This is a genomic window from Clostridioides sp. ES-S-0123-01 (assembly GCF_020658415.1).
Taxonomy (GTDB): Bacteria; Bacillota; Clostridia; order Peptostreptococcales; family Peptostreptococcaceae; genus Clostridioides.
In genome coordinates, this window is record NZ_JACVWD010000007.1 from 70,377 (window position 1) to 90,035 (window position 19,659).

20 protein-coding genes are annotated in these 19,659 nt (G+C 28.5%); all 20 read right to left on the minus strand.

What is annotated here, in order from left to right; translation table 11 throughout:
• Positions 1-68 precede the first annotated feature (68 nt).
• A complete protein-coding gene (locus IC175_RS16210) occupies positions 69-1,904 on the minus strand; it encodes a glycerophosphodiester phosphodiesterase (RefSeq protein ID WP_227851728.1) in 1,836 nt (611 codons plus the stop codon).
• 492 nt (positions 1,905-2,396) lie between these two features.
• Positions 2,397-2,846 carry a GNAT family N-acetyltransferase gene (locus IC175_RS16215; RefSeq protein ID WP_227436460.1) on the minus strand — a complete coding sequence of 150 codons (450 nt, stop codon included), beginning with the start codon at positions 2,844-2,846 and terminating at the stop codon, positions 2,397-2,399.
• Between the two features lie 314 nt (positions 2,847-3,160).
• Positions 3,161-3,565: a YmaF family protein gene (locus IC175_RS16220; RefSeq protein ID WP_227436462.1), complete on the minus strand. Its 405-nt coding sequence runs from the start codon at positions 3,563-3,565 to the stop codon at positions 3,161-3,163.
• A 116-nt stretch (positions 3,566-3,681) separates the two neighbouring features.
• Positions 3,682-4,548 carry a pentapeptide repeat-containing protein gene (locus tag IC175_RS16225; RefSeq protein WP_227845252.1) on the minus strand — a complete coding sequence of 289 codons (867 nt, stop codon included), beginning with the start codon at positions 4,546-4,548 and terminating at the stop codon, positions 3,682-3,684.
• Between the two features lie 350 nt (positions 4,549-4,898).
• Entirely contained in the window at positions 4,899-5,138 is a 240-nt protein-coding gene (locus IC175_RS16230; protein ID WP_227851729.1) for a hypothetical protein, read from the minus strand.
• A 104-nt stretch (positions 5,139-5,242) separates the two neighbouring features.
• Positions 5,243-5,587 carry a zinc ribbon domain-containing protein YjdM gene (locus tag IC175_RS16235; RefSeq protein WP_227436468.1) on the minus strand — a complete coding sequence of 115 codons (345 nt, stop codon included), beginning with the start codon at positions 5,585-5,587 and terminating at the stop codon, positions 5,243-5,245.
• 326 nt (positions 5,588-5,913) lie between these two features.
• Positions 5,914-8,424 (minus strand): diguanylate cyclase domain-containing protein, encoded by a 2,511-nt coding sequence (locus IC175_RS16240; protein WP_227851730.1) that lies wholly within the window; start codon positions 8,422-8,424, stop codon positions 5,914-5,916.
• Between the two features lie 1,000 nt (positions 8,425-9,424).
• Positions 9,425-9,850, minus strand: a complete 426-nt coding sequence (locus tag IC175_RS16245; RefSeq protein WP_227483304.1) for a helix-turn-helix domain-containing protein — start codon at positions 9,848-9,850, stop codon at positions 9,425-9,427.
• 283 nt (positions 9,851-10,133) lie between these two features.
• Positions 10,134-10,766 (minus strand): ketohydroxyglutarate aldolase, encoded by a 633-nt coding sequence (locus tag IC175_RS16250; protein WP_227851742.1) that lies wholly within the window; start codon positions 10,764-10,766, stop codon positions 10,134-10,136.
• Between the two features lie 105 nt (positions 10,767-10,871).
• Positions 10,872-11,777, minus strand: a complete 906-nt coding sequence (gene dapA / locus IC175_RS16255; protein WP_227851743.1) for a 4-hydroxy-tetrahydrodipicolinate synthase — start codon at positions 11,775-11,777, stop codon at positions 10,872-10,874.
• Between the two features lie 4 nt (positions 11,778-11,781).
• A complete protein-coding gene (locus tag IC175_RS16260) occupies positions 11,782-12,384 on the minus strand; it encodes a KpsF/GutQ family sugar-phosphate isomerase (protein WP_227436474.1) in 603 nt (200 codons plus the stop codon).
• 63 nt (positions 12,385-12,447) lie between these two features.
• On the minus strand, positions 12,448-13,719 hold the full coding sequence (locus IC175_RS16265; protein ID WP_227825068.1) for a PTS ascorbate transporter subunit IIC: 1,272 nt from the start codon (positions 13,717-13,719) through the stop codon (positions 12,448-12,450).
• A gap of 27 nt (positions 13,720-13,746) precedes the next feature.
• Entirely contained in the window at positions 13,747-14,034 is a 288-nt protein-coding gene (locus IC175_RS16270) for a PTS sugar transporter subunit IIB (RefSeq protein ID WP_227436477.1), read from the minus strand.
• A 15-nt stretch (positions 14,035-14,049) separates the two neighbouring features.
• Positions 14,050-16,131 (minus strand): BglG family transcription antiterminator, encoded by a 2,082-nt coding sequence (locus IC175_RS16275; RefSeq protein ID WP_227825069.1) that lies wholly within the window; start codon positions 16,129-16,131, stop codon positions 14,050-14,052.
• A gap of 494 nt (positions 16,132-16,625) precedes the next feature.
• Entirely contained in the window at positions 16,626-17,147 is a 522-nt protein-coding gene (locus tag IC175_RS16280) for a cysteine hydrolase family protein (protein WP_227436482.1), read from the minus strand.
• 228 nt (positions 17,148-17,375) lie between these two features.
• Positions 17,376-17,618: a MerR family transcriptional regulator gene (locus tag IC175_RS16285; RefSeq protein WP_227851731.1), complete on the minus strand. Its 243-nt coding sequence runs from the start codon at positions 17,616-17,618 to the stop codon at positions 17,376-17,378.
• 15 nt (positions 17,619-17,633) lie between these two features.
• Positions 17,634-17,762: a hypothetical protein gene (locus IC175_RS19490; protein WP_255615864.1), complete on the minus strand. Its 129-nt coding sequence runs from the start codon at positions 17,760-17,762 to the stop codon at positions 17,634-17,636.
• Between the two features lie 196 nt (positions 17,763-17,958).
• The gene (locus IC175_RS16290) at positions 17,959-18,813 is read right to left on the minus strand and encodes an acetyl-CoA hydrolase (RefSeq protein WP_227851732.1); all 855 of its coding nucleotides are present in this window, start codon (positions 18,811-18,813) and stop codon (positions 17,959-17,961) included.
• A 31-nt stretch (positions 18,814-18,844) separates the two neighbouring features.
• Positions 18,845-19,357 (minus strand): DUF1097 domain-containing protein, encoded by a 513-nt coding sequence (locus IC175_RS16295; RefSeq protein ID WP_227436486.1) that lies wholly within the window; start codon positions 19,355-19,357, stop codon positions 18,845-18,847.
• Positions 19,350-19,619, minus strand: a complete 270-nt coding sequence (locus tag IC175_RS16300) for a hypothetical protein (protein ID WP_227436488.1) — start codon at positions 19,617-19,619, stop codon at positions 19,350-19,352. Before IC175_RS16300 ends, IC175_RS16295 begins: the two co-directional genes overlap by 8 nt.
• Positions 19,620-19,659 lie beyond the last annotated feature (40 nt).

Consider the following 19,659-nt stretch of genomic DNA (forward strand, 5'->3'; position numbering starts at 1 on the left):
TGATACGGTTATTTAAAAATATTATAAAATAAATATATTATTATTTTGCAATTTGCACATTTTTTAGTCTAATACACTTCAATTATATCTTTATCAGAATCATGCCTAAATAAATAATTAGCTACTCTATTTATGAATCCATTTTTCTGCCAATAAATTGCATCATCTACTAAAAATGGATTATCTGTAATTATACTATCTACATTTAAAATAATCATTTTTTTCATTAATTTACTGCTATTAATAGTCCATACAAAAACTTGTTTTCCTTTTTGATGTATGTTATCTACTACCTTTTTATTTATAAAGGTGGACTCTATTCCATATATGTCAACATAGTCCCAGTCATAAAAATTCCCATATGCAACTGCTGTTAAATAACAAGTTACCATATTGGGATTTAATTTTTTAACCCTTTTTAATACATTTTTATTCATGGATGCTAAAACGCATTGATTATCTATTCTATTTGATTTAATTAGCTCTAATACTCTTTTTTCTACATCAGTTTTTTCATGACCATTAAGCTTTATTTCTATTAGCAATTTTATTTTGCCTTTAGAATACTTCATTGCCTCATCAAGAGTTGGTATTTTCTCCCCAGCAAAATCTGACCTAAAATGACTTCCTACATCATATGTCTTAATTTCATCATAATTCACTTCCCAAACATTTTTATTTACACCAGCGACTCTTTCAAAATTAGAGTCATGAAATAAAATCAACTCTCCATCTTTAGTTTCTTGAACATCAATTTCAGCATATTCAGCTTGAGTTATGAAGGTTTCTTTAAATGCTGCTATAGTGTTTTCTGGAGCAACCAACGCTGAAACCCTGTGAGCCGTTGCTGTTGTGTTGTAAAAAAATGAAGTATTAAATAAAATATCATTATTTAAAGAGTACATCATTGACTCAATATGTAAGATAAATAAAATTACTACTATTTTCAAAGTAACTTTTAATACTGACTTTATTGAGTTTTTTTGTTTTTCTAGATTCTTTTTATAGACACGAATGTCATTATATTCATAATAAAATGCAGAAATAAATCCAGTACTAATTATAAATATAGCTATTGATGAAATAAATGCTGCATAATCATTAAACATAATGCATCTACTAATAAATATATCTTTTAAAAAGTTTGCATTTGTGTAATTTTTAGTCCATATTCCTATCAATATAATAATAACATGATAAATTATATACCCCATAACAGTAATTATTAGAGATAATCCTAAGGAATAAAGTATTAATTTTATTGCTTTTCCTTTTGTAAGGCTAGCACTTTTTTTCCTTGCTTCTTTAAAACTATTTGTATTTAGAGTTACCTCATGTATACTAAAAATCCATCTAATGACTGATATATATAATATTAAAATTAAAACCATATAAATTATATTCAGAACAATATTAGAACTTATATAATCCAATATATATTCAGGAAGTTTTATTTTCCCTATAAAGCCTGAGGTTAGGGCTATATTCGTTAATGGAACTATTAGTAATACAAACACAAATAATAATATATTTTTAGGATTCAATATGTTTATAGATTTTCTTAAGGATAATTTAATAAGTTTAAACAAAGTAATTTTTTCAGAAATTCGTGATTTATCAAAACAAATAATCACTGAAGTAAATTCAAAAAACATATAAAACGCCAATATTATAATTGACAGTATGGCTAATATTATTGATAGAGGATTCGTTAATATTTCTCCTATGTTATCAGTACTTAAATACACTATATTTGCACTTTTCATAGAACTACTTAATACAAGTTTGATTGATGGTAATATAATCAACAAAGCTAATCCTTTATGAAATAGCTCAAATAGAATTAATGTACTCCAGTTATATTTCACCAATTTTATAAAATTATTTAAAACTTTCTTTTTCATGATATCCCCTTAATCTTTTTATTATATTTTAACCTGTAAATCACTTAAATATATATTATCTTTTAATAATTTATAATTTAATATCTCTCAAATTATTATATTTACAACTATTCACAAATAAAAAAGCACTTTCTTCTTCTTAAGAAAGTGCTTTTTACTATTAACTTGTATTTGCTTATATATTTAATATAGTGCTGAATCTATAGAAAATAAAATAAATTATTTTCAAATTTAATTGCTAGAATTAAAATTATAAGGTCTATCATTTTATAATATTATTTTATTGGACATATCAAACAATAACTAAATATAACTTTCTTCCTTCTTTACAGTCATATTTTAGTGTATTATCATTTGTAAGTTCTGTAGCAAATATAGTATCATATTTACCCAAATAGATTAGGACAATTACAATTTTATTTAAGTTGTATAATTCTCTATATGCATATTTATATTTTCATATGCATATTTTTTCATTTAACTATATCTATATTAACTTAGCCTCATATGTAATATTGGAAATGGATTCCCTTGCCCATCTATTTCAGACCTATCAAACTCTTTAAATCCTAAGTGAATATAAAATCCCACTGCTTTTTTATTTTGTTCATTTACATCAACATATTTTATATTGTATTTATCTATAGCATATAATATTAGTTTTTTTCCAATACCATTACCCCTATATTCATCTTTTATAAATAACATTTCAATTTTATCTTTATCTATTCCCATAAAAGCTTTAATCATGTTATCAACTTTTAAACAAACCATAGTTTCTACTTGTGTCAAACCAATTTTAACTACTGGCTTCAAAGATTCAATATCTTTTTTTGTCAAAAAATCATGTGTTGATCTTACTGATGATTCCCAAATTTGTAACATCTCTTGAAGCTCTTTTGCACTCCTTTGTTTAACTTCAAAAACTATTTCAGAGCTCATAATAATCTCCTCTCCATAGTATATTTTAATTACATAGTACAACCTTATGTTAAGTATAATCACAATAAAATTTTATTTTGTAAATAGTTTATTATAATTTATAATCATGTATTTTGGGCAAATAAATTCACTGTTGAATACTAGTTAAAATGCCTCTGATACTTATAAATGAATATTCTTTTTTATCAAAGATAGAAGTTATAAAGGACTATGAAAGCTAATATCATAGTCCTCATTAAGTTTAAACATTGTATATAATACACTTTTATACTTTACTTACATTCAATAAATTTGCTACAATAATTTATCTTAGTTTATACTAAAGGTGCTTCTATTTGAGTAGTAAAAAGGAATTTATGGCAATGACCATCACTAACAGTAGTATTTCCACATACTAAGTGAACATGCTTATTAGTTCCTGGTATATTAATTGCTGGACCTGTTGTAACACATATCTTGTGGAAATGGTCAAGAAAATCTACATTATCATTTATTTTATGAACATGATTTGTTCCACCATTTATTGGTATAACTTCACCTGTAACTCCTGCAGCACGATGATTATGTCTATCTTCACATTCTTCTGCTAATTTAACACTTTCTGAGTATTCATGGACATGTGTCATTTCTTCATAGTCATTATAGCACTTATTACACTTATTATATTTATAATCCTCATACATATAATTTTTTTCACATTTACAATTTTGACAACTCATTTTTATATCTCTCCTATTATATTATATATTAAGAAATTCCTCTAAAGAATCTCTAATATATACTATGAACTGGAGTCAAAAAGGTTCATATTTTGTAAAGTTATGTAATAATTTAATTATTTATCCCAGTATTTAGGATGTACTAGTGTATCTGGTAACTTCGTATTAGAATCTCCCTTTGCAGTATTAATCTGTAATTGTGTAAGGAATACACTATTTTTAAGATTTGCCCCTCTAATATCGCAGTCTCTTAAATCTGCCCCTATCAAATTAGCACCACTTAAATCTGTTTCCCTTAAATTAGCCGCTATAAGAAATTTACCTTTTAAATCTGCTCCTATTAAATTTGTTTTTCTAAGGTCTACTCCTATTAAATCTATACTTTTACTTAATTTTTTCTTATTTTTAAAATTAGAAGTCTTTACAAAGGATTTAGCTTTTTCTAGTACAAAGTCACTAGTTTGTGACAATAATGAATTAACTTTTGTTCGATGTGATATTATATCTAAATCTATTAGTTGTTCTGGACTCATATTAGTTAGCTCATCAGTTTCTTCAATTATTAGATTGAGTTTTTCTTTGATTGAATTAGGTATATCTAATGTAGATGCTTCTTTAAGATACCATAACATTTCATGTAACTGCCTCATAATTAAAAATACTTCAAACATCTGGTTTGCTAACTCTGGCTCTTGTATCCAGTTTTTCCCCTGGTATGTTACCTGTGCTACCTTTTGACCCGAACCAAAGCAATCATACGTAGTACAGCCTCTAAATCCTTGATTTCTAAGATTTTTATGTACAGAACATTTAAAATCTGATTGTAAGTTAGTGCATGGCTTACCTGATTCCTTATCAGCAGGAAAACCTTCTGAAGCAGAAAAATAAAGTGCCACACAACAAAGTCCAAAGCACTTTTCACAATCAATTTTTAAATCTTTAAATAATTGATTATTATATGTATCTCTATGTATAGCTTTCATATTTACTCTCCTTTTATTTTTACATTTTATAATATAAATTAATATTTATTAACAAATCATTTTTAAACTATTTATACAAAATTACTTCTTCTTAATTATAAGTTAAAGTGTCCTTTATTCCAATAGTATACAGTAATCTATCAATATTAATATCTGTGACAATGCCTTTTTCATGCCAATAGTTTTTGCATCCACAATAGTCTAATATTACACATTGCAGAATAAACTAAAAATTTTTCGCTTTTTATTCTCCAATGTGAATTGATGTTTGTATTACATCATTAATTTTCTTTTCAAATATATAATCTAAAGTTGTCACAAAAAAAGAAAGAAATCATATGATTTCTTTCTTAACCAATAATATATTCTAGTAATGTATCTTTTTCTATGTGTTTATCCATTTCTAATCTTTCATTTGGGCCAAATGTTATCCATAACTTTGCTTCCCCATTTTCGTCACACCCAACTACTGCTTCTCCATCTTCACTATCTTCACAGCATCTGTATACTATAGGTACTACTTTTTTCATTTCTTCCATTACTTTATTTACATAATAATCTTGTTCTTCACCTTTTAAAAAATAACACATACGTTACCCTCCTAATGAATTTTCTATTACTACATTAAAGTCTTAAATTTATATTTGTATAATAGCTATATAGATTATTTCATAAATACCACAAATTTTTTATACTATGCTTTTTTGACAACAGAAGACTTTAGTTTCATAGCTCCAAAACCATCTATTTTACATTCTATATCATGCCCATCAGATGGATCATGAATTAAACGTATACTTTTTACTTTTGTTCCTATTTTTATAGATGATGAACTTCCTTTTACTTTAAGGTCTCTGATTACTGTCACAGCATCTCCATCATTTAACACATTTCCATTTACATCTTTAATAATGTTTGTATCTTCTTCTGTATCTAGTTCTAAAGTCCACTCATGAGAGCATTCTGGGCAAACTAGAAGAGTTCCATCTTCATAAGTATATTCTGAATTACATTTCGGGCAATTTGGCAAATTTTCCATATTCATATGTCCTCCATTTATTATTTTTAATTTTATTTTTAAATATATAAAATTTCTTTTGAGCCTATATGATACCACATTATACTTATATTGACAAATATAGCCTTGTACTTATAGTTTTAAATATTTATAAAAGAAAAAACAGTCAATCTGTTATAATCAACTGCCTCTAAAACTAATACTATTTTTTATAAATTGATATTTCAATATCATTACAAAATTTACCTAATTCCTTAAATAAGAACTCTAATATTTCCTATAGTCAACGAAAATATTTTGTCTAAAGTAAAATTTAATTTATGTCCAACATAGTACTTCTTTTACTACTAAATCATACTGACACATAAATATGCTTCCTTTTGATTCCATGTTATAGGAGTCTTATTAATATCTATAGAGTCATAATTACAATACTGCCCAATATGTAATTTAGGATATGTACTCTTAAATCTTTTATTTCCATACAATAACAAATTATCTTCCTTATCAACAACATAAATACATTGATCAATACTATCTATAATAGCCTGGTATTGCTGCATCTGTTGATTTAATTTCTTCTTTTTCTTACGTTGCAAAAATATTGATAGAACTTGAGAAATCAAAGCTAATGTACTGACTTCTTCTTGTGTCCATAGACGTAGACCAGTACATTCATCAAATCCAACAAATCCTCTGAATACCTCATCTTCTCTATATGCACATTGAAGTGTGGAATGTATATCTTGACTAGAAAACAATTCCTCTAATTCAGGACTTAATGTATGTACATCACGACAATAGAAAACAGAATCATCTTCAAAGAGTTTTTCATAATCTCCATAGTCCTCATAATCAGCATTTTGCAAGTATTCTATTTGAGGAATGATTCCCTCATTACACCATTCATAAGTATTAGAAGTGTATCGACCATCTTCTGAATTTTCAAAGATATAAGCACGACTCACATTAAACTGCTTACCAATAATTTCAAGTATCATATTAATCGTCTGGTCTATATTATCGGTCTGATAAAGGACACGGAATATATAACGTGTAAGATTATCAGAAGATTCGACGTATTTTTTTTCTGAATCAATAGCTGTCCCAAGAGAAGAGTAATTCAATTCTTCCAAGCCTTTAAAGGCATCATGATTATAGATGACATAATTATTTTTACCCAAACTTTTTGCCTGATATAAAGCCTTATCAGCTCTTGTATACATTTCCTTGAATGTATTACCATCTTTCGGATATATAGAGATTCCAATACTACAGGTTACTTTTACAGAGCTTTTTTCTTTCTGAAATAGATGACGGAACATATACAGCAATTCTTCTGCTTTCTTTTCTGCATCTTTAGTTGAAGAAATGTTCTTCATAAAAATTGCAAACTCATCTCCACCTATTCTGCCAACAACATCACTATCGCGCATTATTTTTTTCATGCCTGATGCCATCTCTGTGAGCACTATGTCTCCAATCATGTGACCTTCTGTATCATTAATATGTTTGAAATTATCTGTATCAATCATAAATAGCGCACCCATAGCATCTAAATTTTGTTCAACATATTCCTTAATCTGCTTTTCTGTTTCAGCACGATTATAAATTCCTGTCAATGCATCTTTCTCTGCTATGTATTGCAATTTCTCAATCTGTTTTCTTTCTTTTGTAATATCAAGTCCTACACTATAAAAAGATGGTATTCCATCCCAACTGTCTTCTCCACTAATATAACATAGAGTGATAGTCCATATACGTTCTTCTTTTGAGCGCGTATATGCTCTTGCTTCAAATACAACATTATCTCCAGACTCTTTTAAATCTTGCGCCATCATCTTCGCACGCTTATAATCCTCAGGATATAAATATAAACATTGGCTATTAAGTTCCTCTTTAAACTGCTCCTTTGTATATTCAATCATATTCAGAAATATATCATTATACCAAAGTATTGTAAGATAATCCCTTGCATCCATTCGAATCATTCCTGCTGGAATAGTTTTCAGGATTGATTCTCTTTCCTGATCTTTTTTTGCAAGTTTATACTCAGAACTGTACATATCATAAGACAACTCTATGCGTGCTCTGTGTCCTTCCCAATTTATCATACGATTTTTAATCATAAATGTTCGCTTCAACTTGGAATTGTAAAACTCCCATTCATATGTCTCATCTTTTTTTAAACATGAATTGGTACAGAATGGACATGGGGAAGTTCTACCTTGAATTACCTCATAGCATTTTTTCCCAATCACCTCATTTGCTGATGCCTGTAGAGTATTACATGACTGTTTATTTACGTACAACAACTCATATGTATCCATATCACTTATATATACATTTCCAGCATACTCTGACATCATCCACTTAAAACTCTCTGTACTTTCTTTTTCCATCTCATATAGTTTATTCTGTCTAATTTTTAACTCATCAATATTTGAATATATGATATAGACTATTGCTTTTCCATCCTCCTGTGGCTCAACTAATATACCAGTCATTATTACCCAAACATATTCTCCATGATTTACTGGAATGCAAGTTTGATATTCTACACTTTTCTTACCATTCTGATAAGCATCTAAAAAACGACTTTTCATAGCTTCAAAATGATAAAGATTATCTTCATAATAATGTCTAAGACTAGAAAAATGAGACAAAAATTCTTTCTCTGTATATCCCAACAACTGATAAAAAGCTGTATTTCCCCAGATAATTGTAAATGAATCATCTAAAATATGCTTACTAACTCCAATATCCATAGCTTTTAGCATGTCCTCTGAAATAACTTCATTATTTGTTACTTTCTCTTCTTTACACATTCGATGTGTCCCAGTATCTTCTTGCTTCATTTTTAATTATCCTCCTCTCTTTATACCCACTTCTAATCTATTGTGCTAATTAGCATAATGATAAAAGTGAATAATCAGTGTGCCAAATTATTTTATTTACAATATTGTTTTATTTAACTTTTAAATTTTCACACATCGTCCAGCTTGAATGCTAAAGGTATGGCTATTGTTGATTTCCCTAATGCTACAACTTCAAAAATTATACAAATTGATTTCTTCTAATTTAGGCAATAGGTTTGATTTATTGCAAACAAAACTTGATTAATTTTATATATAGGGTGGAACTTATTGTTTCTTAACCATAATTTTCTGATATTTATCTAAAATTTGCCTTCTTTTAATGAAATTATATCATAACTTGAACTTTAAATCAGTCCTTTTCTAAATAGAAAAATAAGATAAAACCATTGAAATTATGGAAAAAATAATAGAAAATCATATCAATTTAAATATACTATCTACAGTGTTTTGTATTAACTCTACAAGTCTGATTGACCATTGCTATTTTTAATACGTATTTTTAAATATTCTTCTAAATTATCTTATAAAACTATATGTTTTTCGAGTTAATTATATATTAATATTCATTTTTTTAAACTTAGAGATACTATCTATTCTTAAATTCTTTTAATATCAATTAAATATAGTATTTGTTTTTTATTCTATGTTATATACTATACACATAAAAACTGTATCTATTACTTATAGTATAGTTATTTGCTATACTTTTAAAAGTAATTTCTTCACTAAAAAATAACCACATAAGTAATTATCTTATATGGTCTATGTTAATTATTCATTATTATAAAGTTTTATTTTTAAGTGTACTACAGTAAATGTACTAAAATTGTTTAATAAATTTATTTTCTTTCTTATCAATAATTAAAAAGTAAGTGGTTATACCTAGATAATTATTATCTAATATAGCATCAGAAAAACTACCTCAATCTTCAACTAAAAGTAAATCTGTAGGTTTAACTTTTTTAAAATTTAATTTATTCTATTTTTTTACATAGTCAAGTATGTAACTAATTCCCATACCTATAAAACTACCAACTATCCCCCACATAAAATTACTTGTGACAAATCCAATTGAGATGCCAATTATAAAACCACCTATAATTAAATTATCTGATGGGTCATTTTCTTCCTCATTTTTATCATAATCTGCGATATTATCAGTAGGTAATTTACCTGGTACAATCGTATCTTCAGCTTCAGTTTTATTTGTATTAACTATCAAATCATCTAAAGTTACATTAAATAGATTTCTTAATAGTATTAAATTTTCTATATCTGGATATGTTTTATTGGATTCCCATTTTGATATAGCTTGCCTAGATACATTTAGCATTTCAGCAAGTTGTTCTTGTGATAGATTTCTTTCTTTTCTTAGTCTTTTTAAACTTTCCCCCAAGTTCAACATAATCACCTCATCTCAATTTAAATTATATTTATTTATTGATTTATTCACAAGACTTATATAGTTGCACCATGTTAACTATTAGTTGCATTGCTGAATTTATCTACATTTCAAATAAAAAAATAATAAAGGAGTTGCCTTAAAATTGATTTTTTTCTAATCAAATTTTAAATTCAACTCCTTTTTTGGAATTTTAAATGAAATTTATTTCTTGAAAATAAGCTACTCTTCGTAAAAAAAAAGCTGTTACACATCAATTTATAATTGTTCAGCAACAGCTCTAACTTTAAGCTTTTCTTATATTTTTAATTGTTTCACGAATCTTTCTGGCATTTTCAGCAATATCTTCAACACTACCCTTGGTTAATAACCCACCAAATCCACACACATCAACACCATTTTCCAACCATATATGCAAGTTATCAAGAGTAATTCCACCACTTGCCAATATTGGTATATCAGGTATTGGTGTTTTAAATACCTTTACTAGTTTAGGTCCATAGAAATCTGATATTGGAAAAGCTTTGATAAAGGTAGCTCCTAAACTCAATGCATCTACTGCTTCTGTTAGTGATGTACACCCTGGTGCGTAAGGAATTTGATATCTATTACAAGTTTTTGCTACACCTTCATTGTAATTCGGTGCAATAATGAACTGAGCTCCATGTAAAATGGCATGACGAGCTGTTTCACTATCCAAAACTGTTCCAGCACCCACACAAAGTCTTTTACCATACTTTTTGCTAAGCCCTTGAATGATTTCTCCAGCATTATTCAAGGTATAACTCATTTCTATAACTGGTACTCCACCTTTAATACAGCCTTCAGCAATCTCACATGCACGCTCAAGTGTTTCCACTCTTACAATTGCTAGAGCTCCACATTCTACCATTCTTTTAGTTATATTCATCTTTTTCATACCATTCACCTCTACATTCATCAAAGCATTTTGATTCTTCATTAATTCCAATCCCATTTTACAATACTATATTAGTTATATGTCAATGTGATGTCACTATCTGTGTTATCTATTCTCACAGTTTTTATTGAATAAAGTTTTATAATTTTCAACTACTTGCTTAATTTCTTCAAGCAATTCTCCCATTGGATCAATTACAGGAAGTCGTGCAGTCCCAACATTAATTCCATTCAATACAACAGTTTTCTTTATAACAGATGGAATAGTCCCAAATTTTAGGATACGACGAAGTTCTTCAATACTATTTTGAGCTTTTTGAGCTGCTCTTAAATCACCCTTAATAAAGTTATCATAAATAGCAATATCAATCTCTGTTAAAAAATTTGCTGTGGCTGCTACAGCACCTTGCCCACCAGATTTCAAAGTATCAAGAATAAGGGAATCTGAACCTGAAAATACACTAAAGTCTTCATTCCTAGTTATTTCAATATAAGCTTTTATATTATCAAGCTTACCACTACTATCCTTTATTCCAACAATATTCTTTACCTTAGATAATTCATGTACTGACTCAGGTTCAATATTAATTCCAGTCTTACTTGGCATGTTATACATCATAATTGGTAAGTTAACTGCATTAGCAATAGTTTTATAATGTAAAATTAATTCCTGTTGTGTTGGTGTTACAAAATATGGCGTAATAATTGATAATGCACTTGCACCTATTTCTTCCATTCTCTTGGATAAACTTATAACTTCACGAGTTGAATTACCTCCTGTTCCAACAAAAACAGGTACACGATTGTTAGTGTGATTGATAACAATCTTTGCAAATTCAACCTTTTCATCATCTGTAAGTACATGACATTCACCATTAGTTCCTAAAATAAATAATCCATAGATTCCTCTATCAATTAGATAATCAATCAATTCACATGTTGCGTGTGGATTGATATTTTGATTTTCATCAAATGGAGTTATCATTGCACATATAATACCTTTATATTTCATAAAATTATATTCCCTCTCTAATAGACTTTCCAAGACTTCCTCCTGGATGCCACTTTAAATACTGCTTTGCATCAAGACCTTTAGCGTACTGAAGTGCAACACTTAATGATTGTAATACTATAGTTTCAGCAAGAATTGATGCACGAGGAGCCTTATTAAGGCAATCTCCTTCCTGTTTAACGCCTGCAAATAGGAATATATCAGAAGAATTTTTTAAGTATGAATCAACATTACCACTCACCCCAATTATTTTTGCTCCATTTGCTTTTAATGTTTCAACAGTTGCTTTTAATTCTTGAGTTTCACCACTATTCGATATTGCAATAACAACATCACCCTCAAGTACTTGACCACTTGACCCATGTACTGCTTCTGTACCATGCAATACATATGCTGGTGTTCCAGTAGATGAAAGTAATGAAGAAATATACCCTGATACATGACCTGGTTTACCAATACCAGTTACATGCACACGTCCATAACTTCTTTCTGCTTCGAAAATTAAATCACATGCTTTGTTTATAGATACTTCATCTATTGAAGCAATGAACGTTGCAACTTCATTAGATAGATTCTCTAGAAATACAGGTAATGTATTTTCTACCATAGATTTATCCTCCTTAAAATTATAATAGGAATACCTATTATCCTTGTATAATATTAATATGTTTTAGATAGGTTTTATAAATTGTAAAATATTATGTAATATTGAACCAACCACGTTATAATCAATATTAGGGAAAGTTGCTCCTTCTATACCAAGTGTTCCATAAACTGGATATAGTATAACTGGTAAGAATGCAAGAAATAATCCTACAACGAATGAGCCAACAATAGCTCCTCTCCATCCTCCTGATGCATTACCAAATACCGCAGCTGTACCACCTGAGAAGAAACATATATGAGCAGCTGGAATAATTACTACAGGGAATATATTAGGAAATGATGCCATAATAACAATTGCTAATAGACCAGCAGCATATGCTGAGATAAATCCAATAATAACTGCATTTGGTGCGTATGGAAATACTGTTGGTACATCTAATGCAGGACGTGAACCTGGAATATATTTTTCTGAAATAATTACGAATGCTGCAGTTATTTCAGCCAAGAACATACGAACACCAGACATTAATATTGACATACCAGCTACGAATGTAAATGCTTCTATAAGAGGGAATACTAACCAATGTGTTGAGCCAGCAAGTTCCTGAGTAAATGCGTGTCCAGCTTTTAAAGTTGCTACATAGAATAAGATTAACATAACTATAGACAGACCCATTAAGAAATCTCTAAATATTGATAACCACTTAGGAAATTTAATCGTTTCTGTTGTTTCTTCTTTATGCTTTGAAAATAAACGACCAATATAACCTGATAAGCCATAACCAATCATGTTGAAGTGACCAATAGCTTGTTCATCCCCACCTGTCAGTTCACGCATAAATGGTTGACAGAATTGAGGTAATGCAGCAGACATAAATCCTAAGATAGTACCACCCACTAAAATAGTAATTGTGTTATCGAATCCATGTGCTTTCATAATCAAAACTAATACACAAGAAAAGAATAAACTATGACCTGTTGTAAAGAAAATATTTTTGAATCTTGTAATACGTGCAAAAACTAAGTTTAATATGAATCCAAGAATCAATGTACATGAAACCGCAAAACCATATGTACCTTGTGCAAGTGCAGTAGCTGCTTCTGGTGAAGCTATAACACCTGTAATTCCAAAACCTTGTTGAAATAATTTATTGAAGTTCTGTAATGCTCCAGTCATAGCTGAAGCACCAATACCAAATATCAAGAAACCTATAAGTGTTTTTGAAGCTCCAGTAAATACTTCAACAGCTGGTTTCTTTTGAAGAATCAATCCTATAAATGCAACTACACCAAGTAAAACAGCTGGCGTACTCAATAAACTAATAATAAACTCCATAAATAGCCCTCCTTATTCTATTAAATTTTATTTTTCTTTTGATGCAAGAAATTTTTCTAATGCTGTTTTAATTTCATTACGGTCAACAATGTTGTGAATTCCAATTATATCAAATTTCAAATTTTTATTTTTTAACTCTTCAGCAACATCAATTAATGTTTCTACAGCATCTCCATTGAATCCATTTAAGGAGTCTAATGAACCATGCTCTACTTCAATTGGAAAATTATTTTCCTTAATAATTTGTTGAGTCTTTATTTTTAACATCAAACTTGAGCCAACTCCTGCTCTACATGCGATTAAAATTTTATACATAATTAAATCCCCCTTTTATAATTCATGTGTTTTTATAAAATCAATAATTTCATTAGCTTCCTTAGCATTATCCAAAACTCTAAAGAATTCTTCTTCTTCCAATAGTTCAACTAACTCTGACATAGCACGTAAATGACTATTATTATCTATTGCACTTAAGCAAAATACATATTTTACAGGGTCATTATTATCATTTCCAAATTCAACAGGATTTTCTAAAGTAGCAATCCCTATTGCAATTTCTTTTGCCCCTGCTTCTGGTCTAGCATGTGGAAGTGCCACATGTTTTGTAATTACTATGTATGGTCCAGACGCTTTTGCTGAATTAACCATAGCATCTACATAGGCTTCAGTTACTTTATTATTTTCAACTAAGACAGAAGCTGACTGTCTAATAGCTTCCTCCCAATCTTTAGCTTTTATCCTTAGTTTTATTAGCGTTTCATTAGTAATGTCACTTAGCATAGGTCCTTCTCCTTCCTTAGACGTAAAATTTTCTATCTGTGTAAAATAGGCTAATAACTCACTTGAAAGCATACTTTCAGAAGTTACTTTCGCATATTTTTTTATTATATCCATAACCTCATCGATTTTAGGTTGCCTTAAAAAAATATCACCCAATTGAATGTACACTTCACGTGTAACCTTATATTTTTCTTTTGGGGTCATAACAGGACTAACTTTAATCACTGGCACATCTGTTTTTAAACCCTCCGCCTTATAATTAGTTGTAAACACAATGTCTACAGATTCACTAATATTTTCCAGTTCAGAGGATTCTAGTATTGGTAGAAAATGCAAATCAGGGAACAAGCTTGTAAGTTCTGCATGTAAAATAGCTGAACTGCCAACACCATTTGAACAAACTATCAATGCTCTCCTTTTTCTAGGTCCATCAAACTCTTTTTTATCTGAGAAAAGGGTTGCAAAATGCATAGTTAAATATGCCAATTCCTCTTCTTGAATGTCTTCTCCAAATAGCCCACAAAACTCTTTCATTGCATTACTCACAATTCTATAAACTAATCTATATTCTTCTTTTACCTTTTCACAAATTGGATTATAAATAGGTAATTTAAATAAAAGTCTGTAATAGGCTGGTCTAAAATGAGAATATAGTCTCTTAAATATTTTTTCTTGACTTATATAATAAACTCCACTTAAATATCCAAACTTTGTCATCATTTTATTTACAATTTTTGAAATAACAGCTCTATCTTCTGTATCTTCTTCATCATTTCCTACTGATATACCTAAAATCCAAGCACTAATATACATTATATTATGAGATTTTATCTTCTCTTTACTCTCATATACTTCTAATAGCTCCCTAGCAAATTTGTATTCCTTCATCGAACTCATGACTGCAATATTAGGAATATCTATATTTTCTTGAATAACTACTCTATTTGAATACATTCTTGCTTTTAGAAAGATAAAGATATATATAAACTCTATTAATCTATCTTCAACAAAAGTAATTTCATATTTTTTTACAAGCTTTAATATAATTTTTTTAGCTTCTTCAAAACTATCTAACTTATACTCTTCAATAAAAATATCAAATACTCTTGAACTTTTCTCATTAGATAGAGTTTCTATAATGTTTTTAATAAGTACTCTTCTAATTTCCATCTCATTCCCGACTAGGTAATATCCGTTTATACGATTGTTCTTAACTTTAATGTTCTTTTTTTCAAGTTCTGGTATCAAATCTTTAAAATCAAGATTTACAGTAGACCTACTTACTTTTATAGAATCTATAAAATGATTAATTGAAATATCCTCCAGATTAATAAAAAGCATTAAATACATATATAAAAGTCTTTCTGTTTTGCTAAAATAGTAAGTATTCTTAGAATAGTTTTTTTCGAGGATTTCTCTAATTGCATCTTTTGTATCTTTTTTAACAATAATATCTTTATCAGCTCTTAAATATATAAGTGGTACTTTTTTTACTTTAAGTATGTCATTGATTTTATTTATTCTATAAGTAATTTGCCTCTTTGATGCATTAGATTCTTCTTGTAGTTCGTCAGCTGTAATCAATGTGCTATTTAATAAAACCTGAAGAATTGATACAATTTCTTTATCCACTTCTATTAATCCCTACTTTCTTGTTAAGATTAGTCTTTGTATTATCACTAGATTTTCATCACCTCCACAATATTTATTTTATTTGATAATTTTAGCCTTTTCAATTTCATTTAAGTCTAACTTTTGTTTTAGATTAAGACAAAAATTAAACTTATCTAAAATACAAACTATAATACATGTATAGATTCTATAGATAAAAAAAGAGTTTCTTAAATAAAGAAACACAAGAAAAATTGATTTAAATAATAAAAATTATATTGATTATGAATAAATTACTACAACTAAAAAGCACATTAATTCAAAATAAAATTGATGTGCCTTATATATAACTCTAATATGTTAAGTCTGATTTTTAATTTGGAATTTAACATCCTTTGTTGGAACTTAAATTTGAAATCAACTTATGTAAATATAAATGTCACAGTCTATGTTCCTTATGATTTTAATATTTTAGACTAAGTAAGTTAAGTTTTTTCTTATGTAATAATCTATATTTATTTCATCCTTCTAAGTGTTTCGTCTACTGAAATACATTCTGCATATCTTTCATTCCAGATAAATTCATTGTAGTATTTATATGATTGTTCTGCTGACATAAATGAATTATCAACAGTTGTATTTGCATAAGCTGGGACTATTATGTTAAATCCATGTTCAAATCCACATTTTATAGTAGCATCAATACAGTAATCTGTTTGAAGTCCAGCAATAATTATATTTTTTTCACTAGTACTTTTTAAGTATTCTAATAAGCCTGTTCCCTTAAAAGCACTATTTACTTCTTTATCAAAGATTTTTTCTTCATCACATGGTTTAAATTTTTCATATATTTCAAATCCGTTTTTACCTTTAGTCAACTCATTTTCAACTCCATCATCATGACGTACATAGATTACTTCTATATTATTTTTTCTTGCTGTATCAATTAAGCTTTCTATATTTACTACAAATTCATGAAATTTATATAATTTTTCATTTGTTATTAGTTTTTGTGTATCAACAATTAATAAAACCATACCTATTCCTCCTTGAATATTCCTCTAATAATTTCTTTATATTTTACTATAAAAATAAATATTAGCCTATAAATTTTTATTGTGAAAAATCTATTAAAACTAGGCTCCAGCTTAAGAGAATATCTACAAGTAATTTTTACTTAAATTCAATTAATAAATAAGAGATAATCATATCACTCACTTAGCATATGATTATCCCTTACATTCTTAAAGAGTTTGTTCTTTCTCTTATAGCAAAAGTTCTAAATTGCTTATACTCTTGCTTTTTCTTATTTCTTGAATTTTTTTAATTTCGATATCAATCTCTCTATAAAAATTTATTGTTGTAATATCATATATATCAAACTGATTATATTTTCTATATCCATTTTCATCATTTTTCTTAGGATTTACTAATCCTTTATCCTCATAAAATTTTAGCGTGTCTCTAGACATTCCTAAAAATTTAGATACTTGTCCAATTGTATACATTGTATCCTCCTACTGTTATATAAGTTCTTTATGTTCATTAAATTTCTTCCTATTAACAATTACAACACCTTCTAAACCTTGAAGTATCAAAGTCATCATAGTGTTTGCAATCTTTGTAATTACTCTTTTTATTTCATAACTCAAGTGAAAACTTGTTAATATGATACGTTATAAATATTATATTGTCTACATGTATCTAACAATGATTCTTTACCTTTAAAATACTCTCTCACATATTTAACTTTTACTTCAAAAGTTTTTCTAGACACAAAAATGTTCCCTTCATGATAACAGTTTTATTATTTTAACTATCTGTCATCATAAAAGGAACATCTTAATTTTATCTCATTGGAATATATCCATGATACTGTGAATATACGTCCATAGTTGCTATATCACCTAAGAATACTGAAGCAATATTGAATTGTGGTTTTAAATATGGAAACTCCTCTTCTTGTGCCCATTCAGGCTTTTTGATAAATGATTTTGTCCCTTCAACTACAGCTTTATACCATTCTTCTTCTCCTTCAAACCATAGTTCTACTACACGATCAAAGGCAGTTGCTCCATAGTTAATCATGATTTTACTACTTACAAAACGATTAACATAACAGCAGTTTGTAAAGTATGGAACTACCTCATCATAGAACCATCCTTCTCCTTCTTCTTTAGAAATTCCATCTGGGTACTTAATCATAAATTGCCAACGATAGTTTGGTCCATCTTGTACAGTACGTCCTTTTCCTCTAAAATCTTCTTCCCAGTTTATTGGAACAAAAGCAAATATAAATGGTGGACATCCGTTATCCCCACCTACTGCACGTCCTACATCTCCACTTTCTGCATTCTCATGAACTTTTTTATTCTCCACATCTGGTATACACCCTTGCCAACGGAGAACATCCATAGGCATGTATTCTGTCATAATTCTATTTGCCATTTCAGGCATATGTTCATCTACAATCCAATAATGCTCTGTTAATTGCATCTTACGTACACCAAAACGTTCGCCTTCATCTGGTGTAGGATACGCTTGATAAAAAGCATATTTAGTACAATATGGTCCAAAATTACTAATACTATCTGGAATATGGTAGCGATATAACCAGTCCATTAATTTAGGTCTATACTCTTCCTTAGCAAGTCCTACATATATTAAACTTCTCATTATTTTAAATTCAAATCCCATAAACATTCTCCTATAATCAAATTATATTCATATGCTTTCAATTTCCCGTTTTTTTATCTTTCTCCAAAATACATACAGTAAATAAATCTACGCCTGCTCCTACATACCATACTCCTACTGCCATAGCCACAGCAACTTGAATACAAAGACTTTGTAAGTTAATAATACTTTCACCTGTCATAATAGTTAGACCTATGGCCCAACCACAAAGCCATGATGGTAAGAAAATTACTTTTTCAAATAAGGATGCAATTATAACTGCAAAAAAACCTAATATCCCAAGTGTTAAAAATAATTCTAGATTTGGGTTGAGATTTATGTATTCCATAATTATAATAGCCAACACTGCCCATAAATCTCCACACCAAAAACCAAACATTATTTTTAATCCATCTTTTCGTTTATTACCATTTGTTACATATAATCCTGCACAAATTAATGCTACTGCTCCAGTTTTTATTCCTATATAAGGTGCTAGCACTGCCCATAAAGGAGGTAGTAAAGCAATCCCTATGGATAGTGTTAATATTTCTTTTTTCTTTCTATCCATTTCCTATATTATAATTAGTAGTTTCTATAGCTTGATTCATTCCCACTAACCTTATTGTTATTGGATTTGCAATCATAGATACTACAAAACAAATTAAGTGTAGTGGTATAAACATAGCAATGAACACTGGAGCTAATCTAACATTGTAATATGCAGGTACTAAAGCAATAATTGCTTCTATAGTCGATATGATAAGTGCTATTTGGATATTATTTACTATATTAATAATTCCAATTTGTTTAAAGTGTGGCTTTTCATTCATATAATAAATCTCCTATAACACTAATTAAAATATGAGTCTT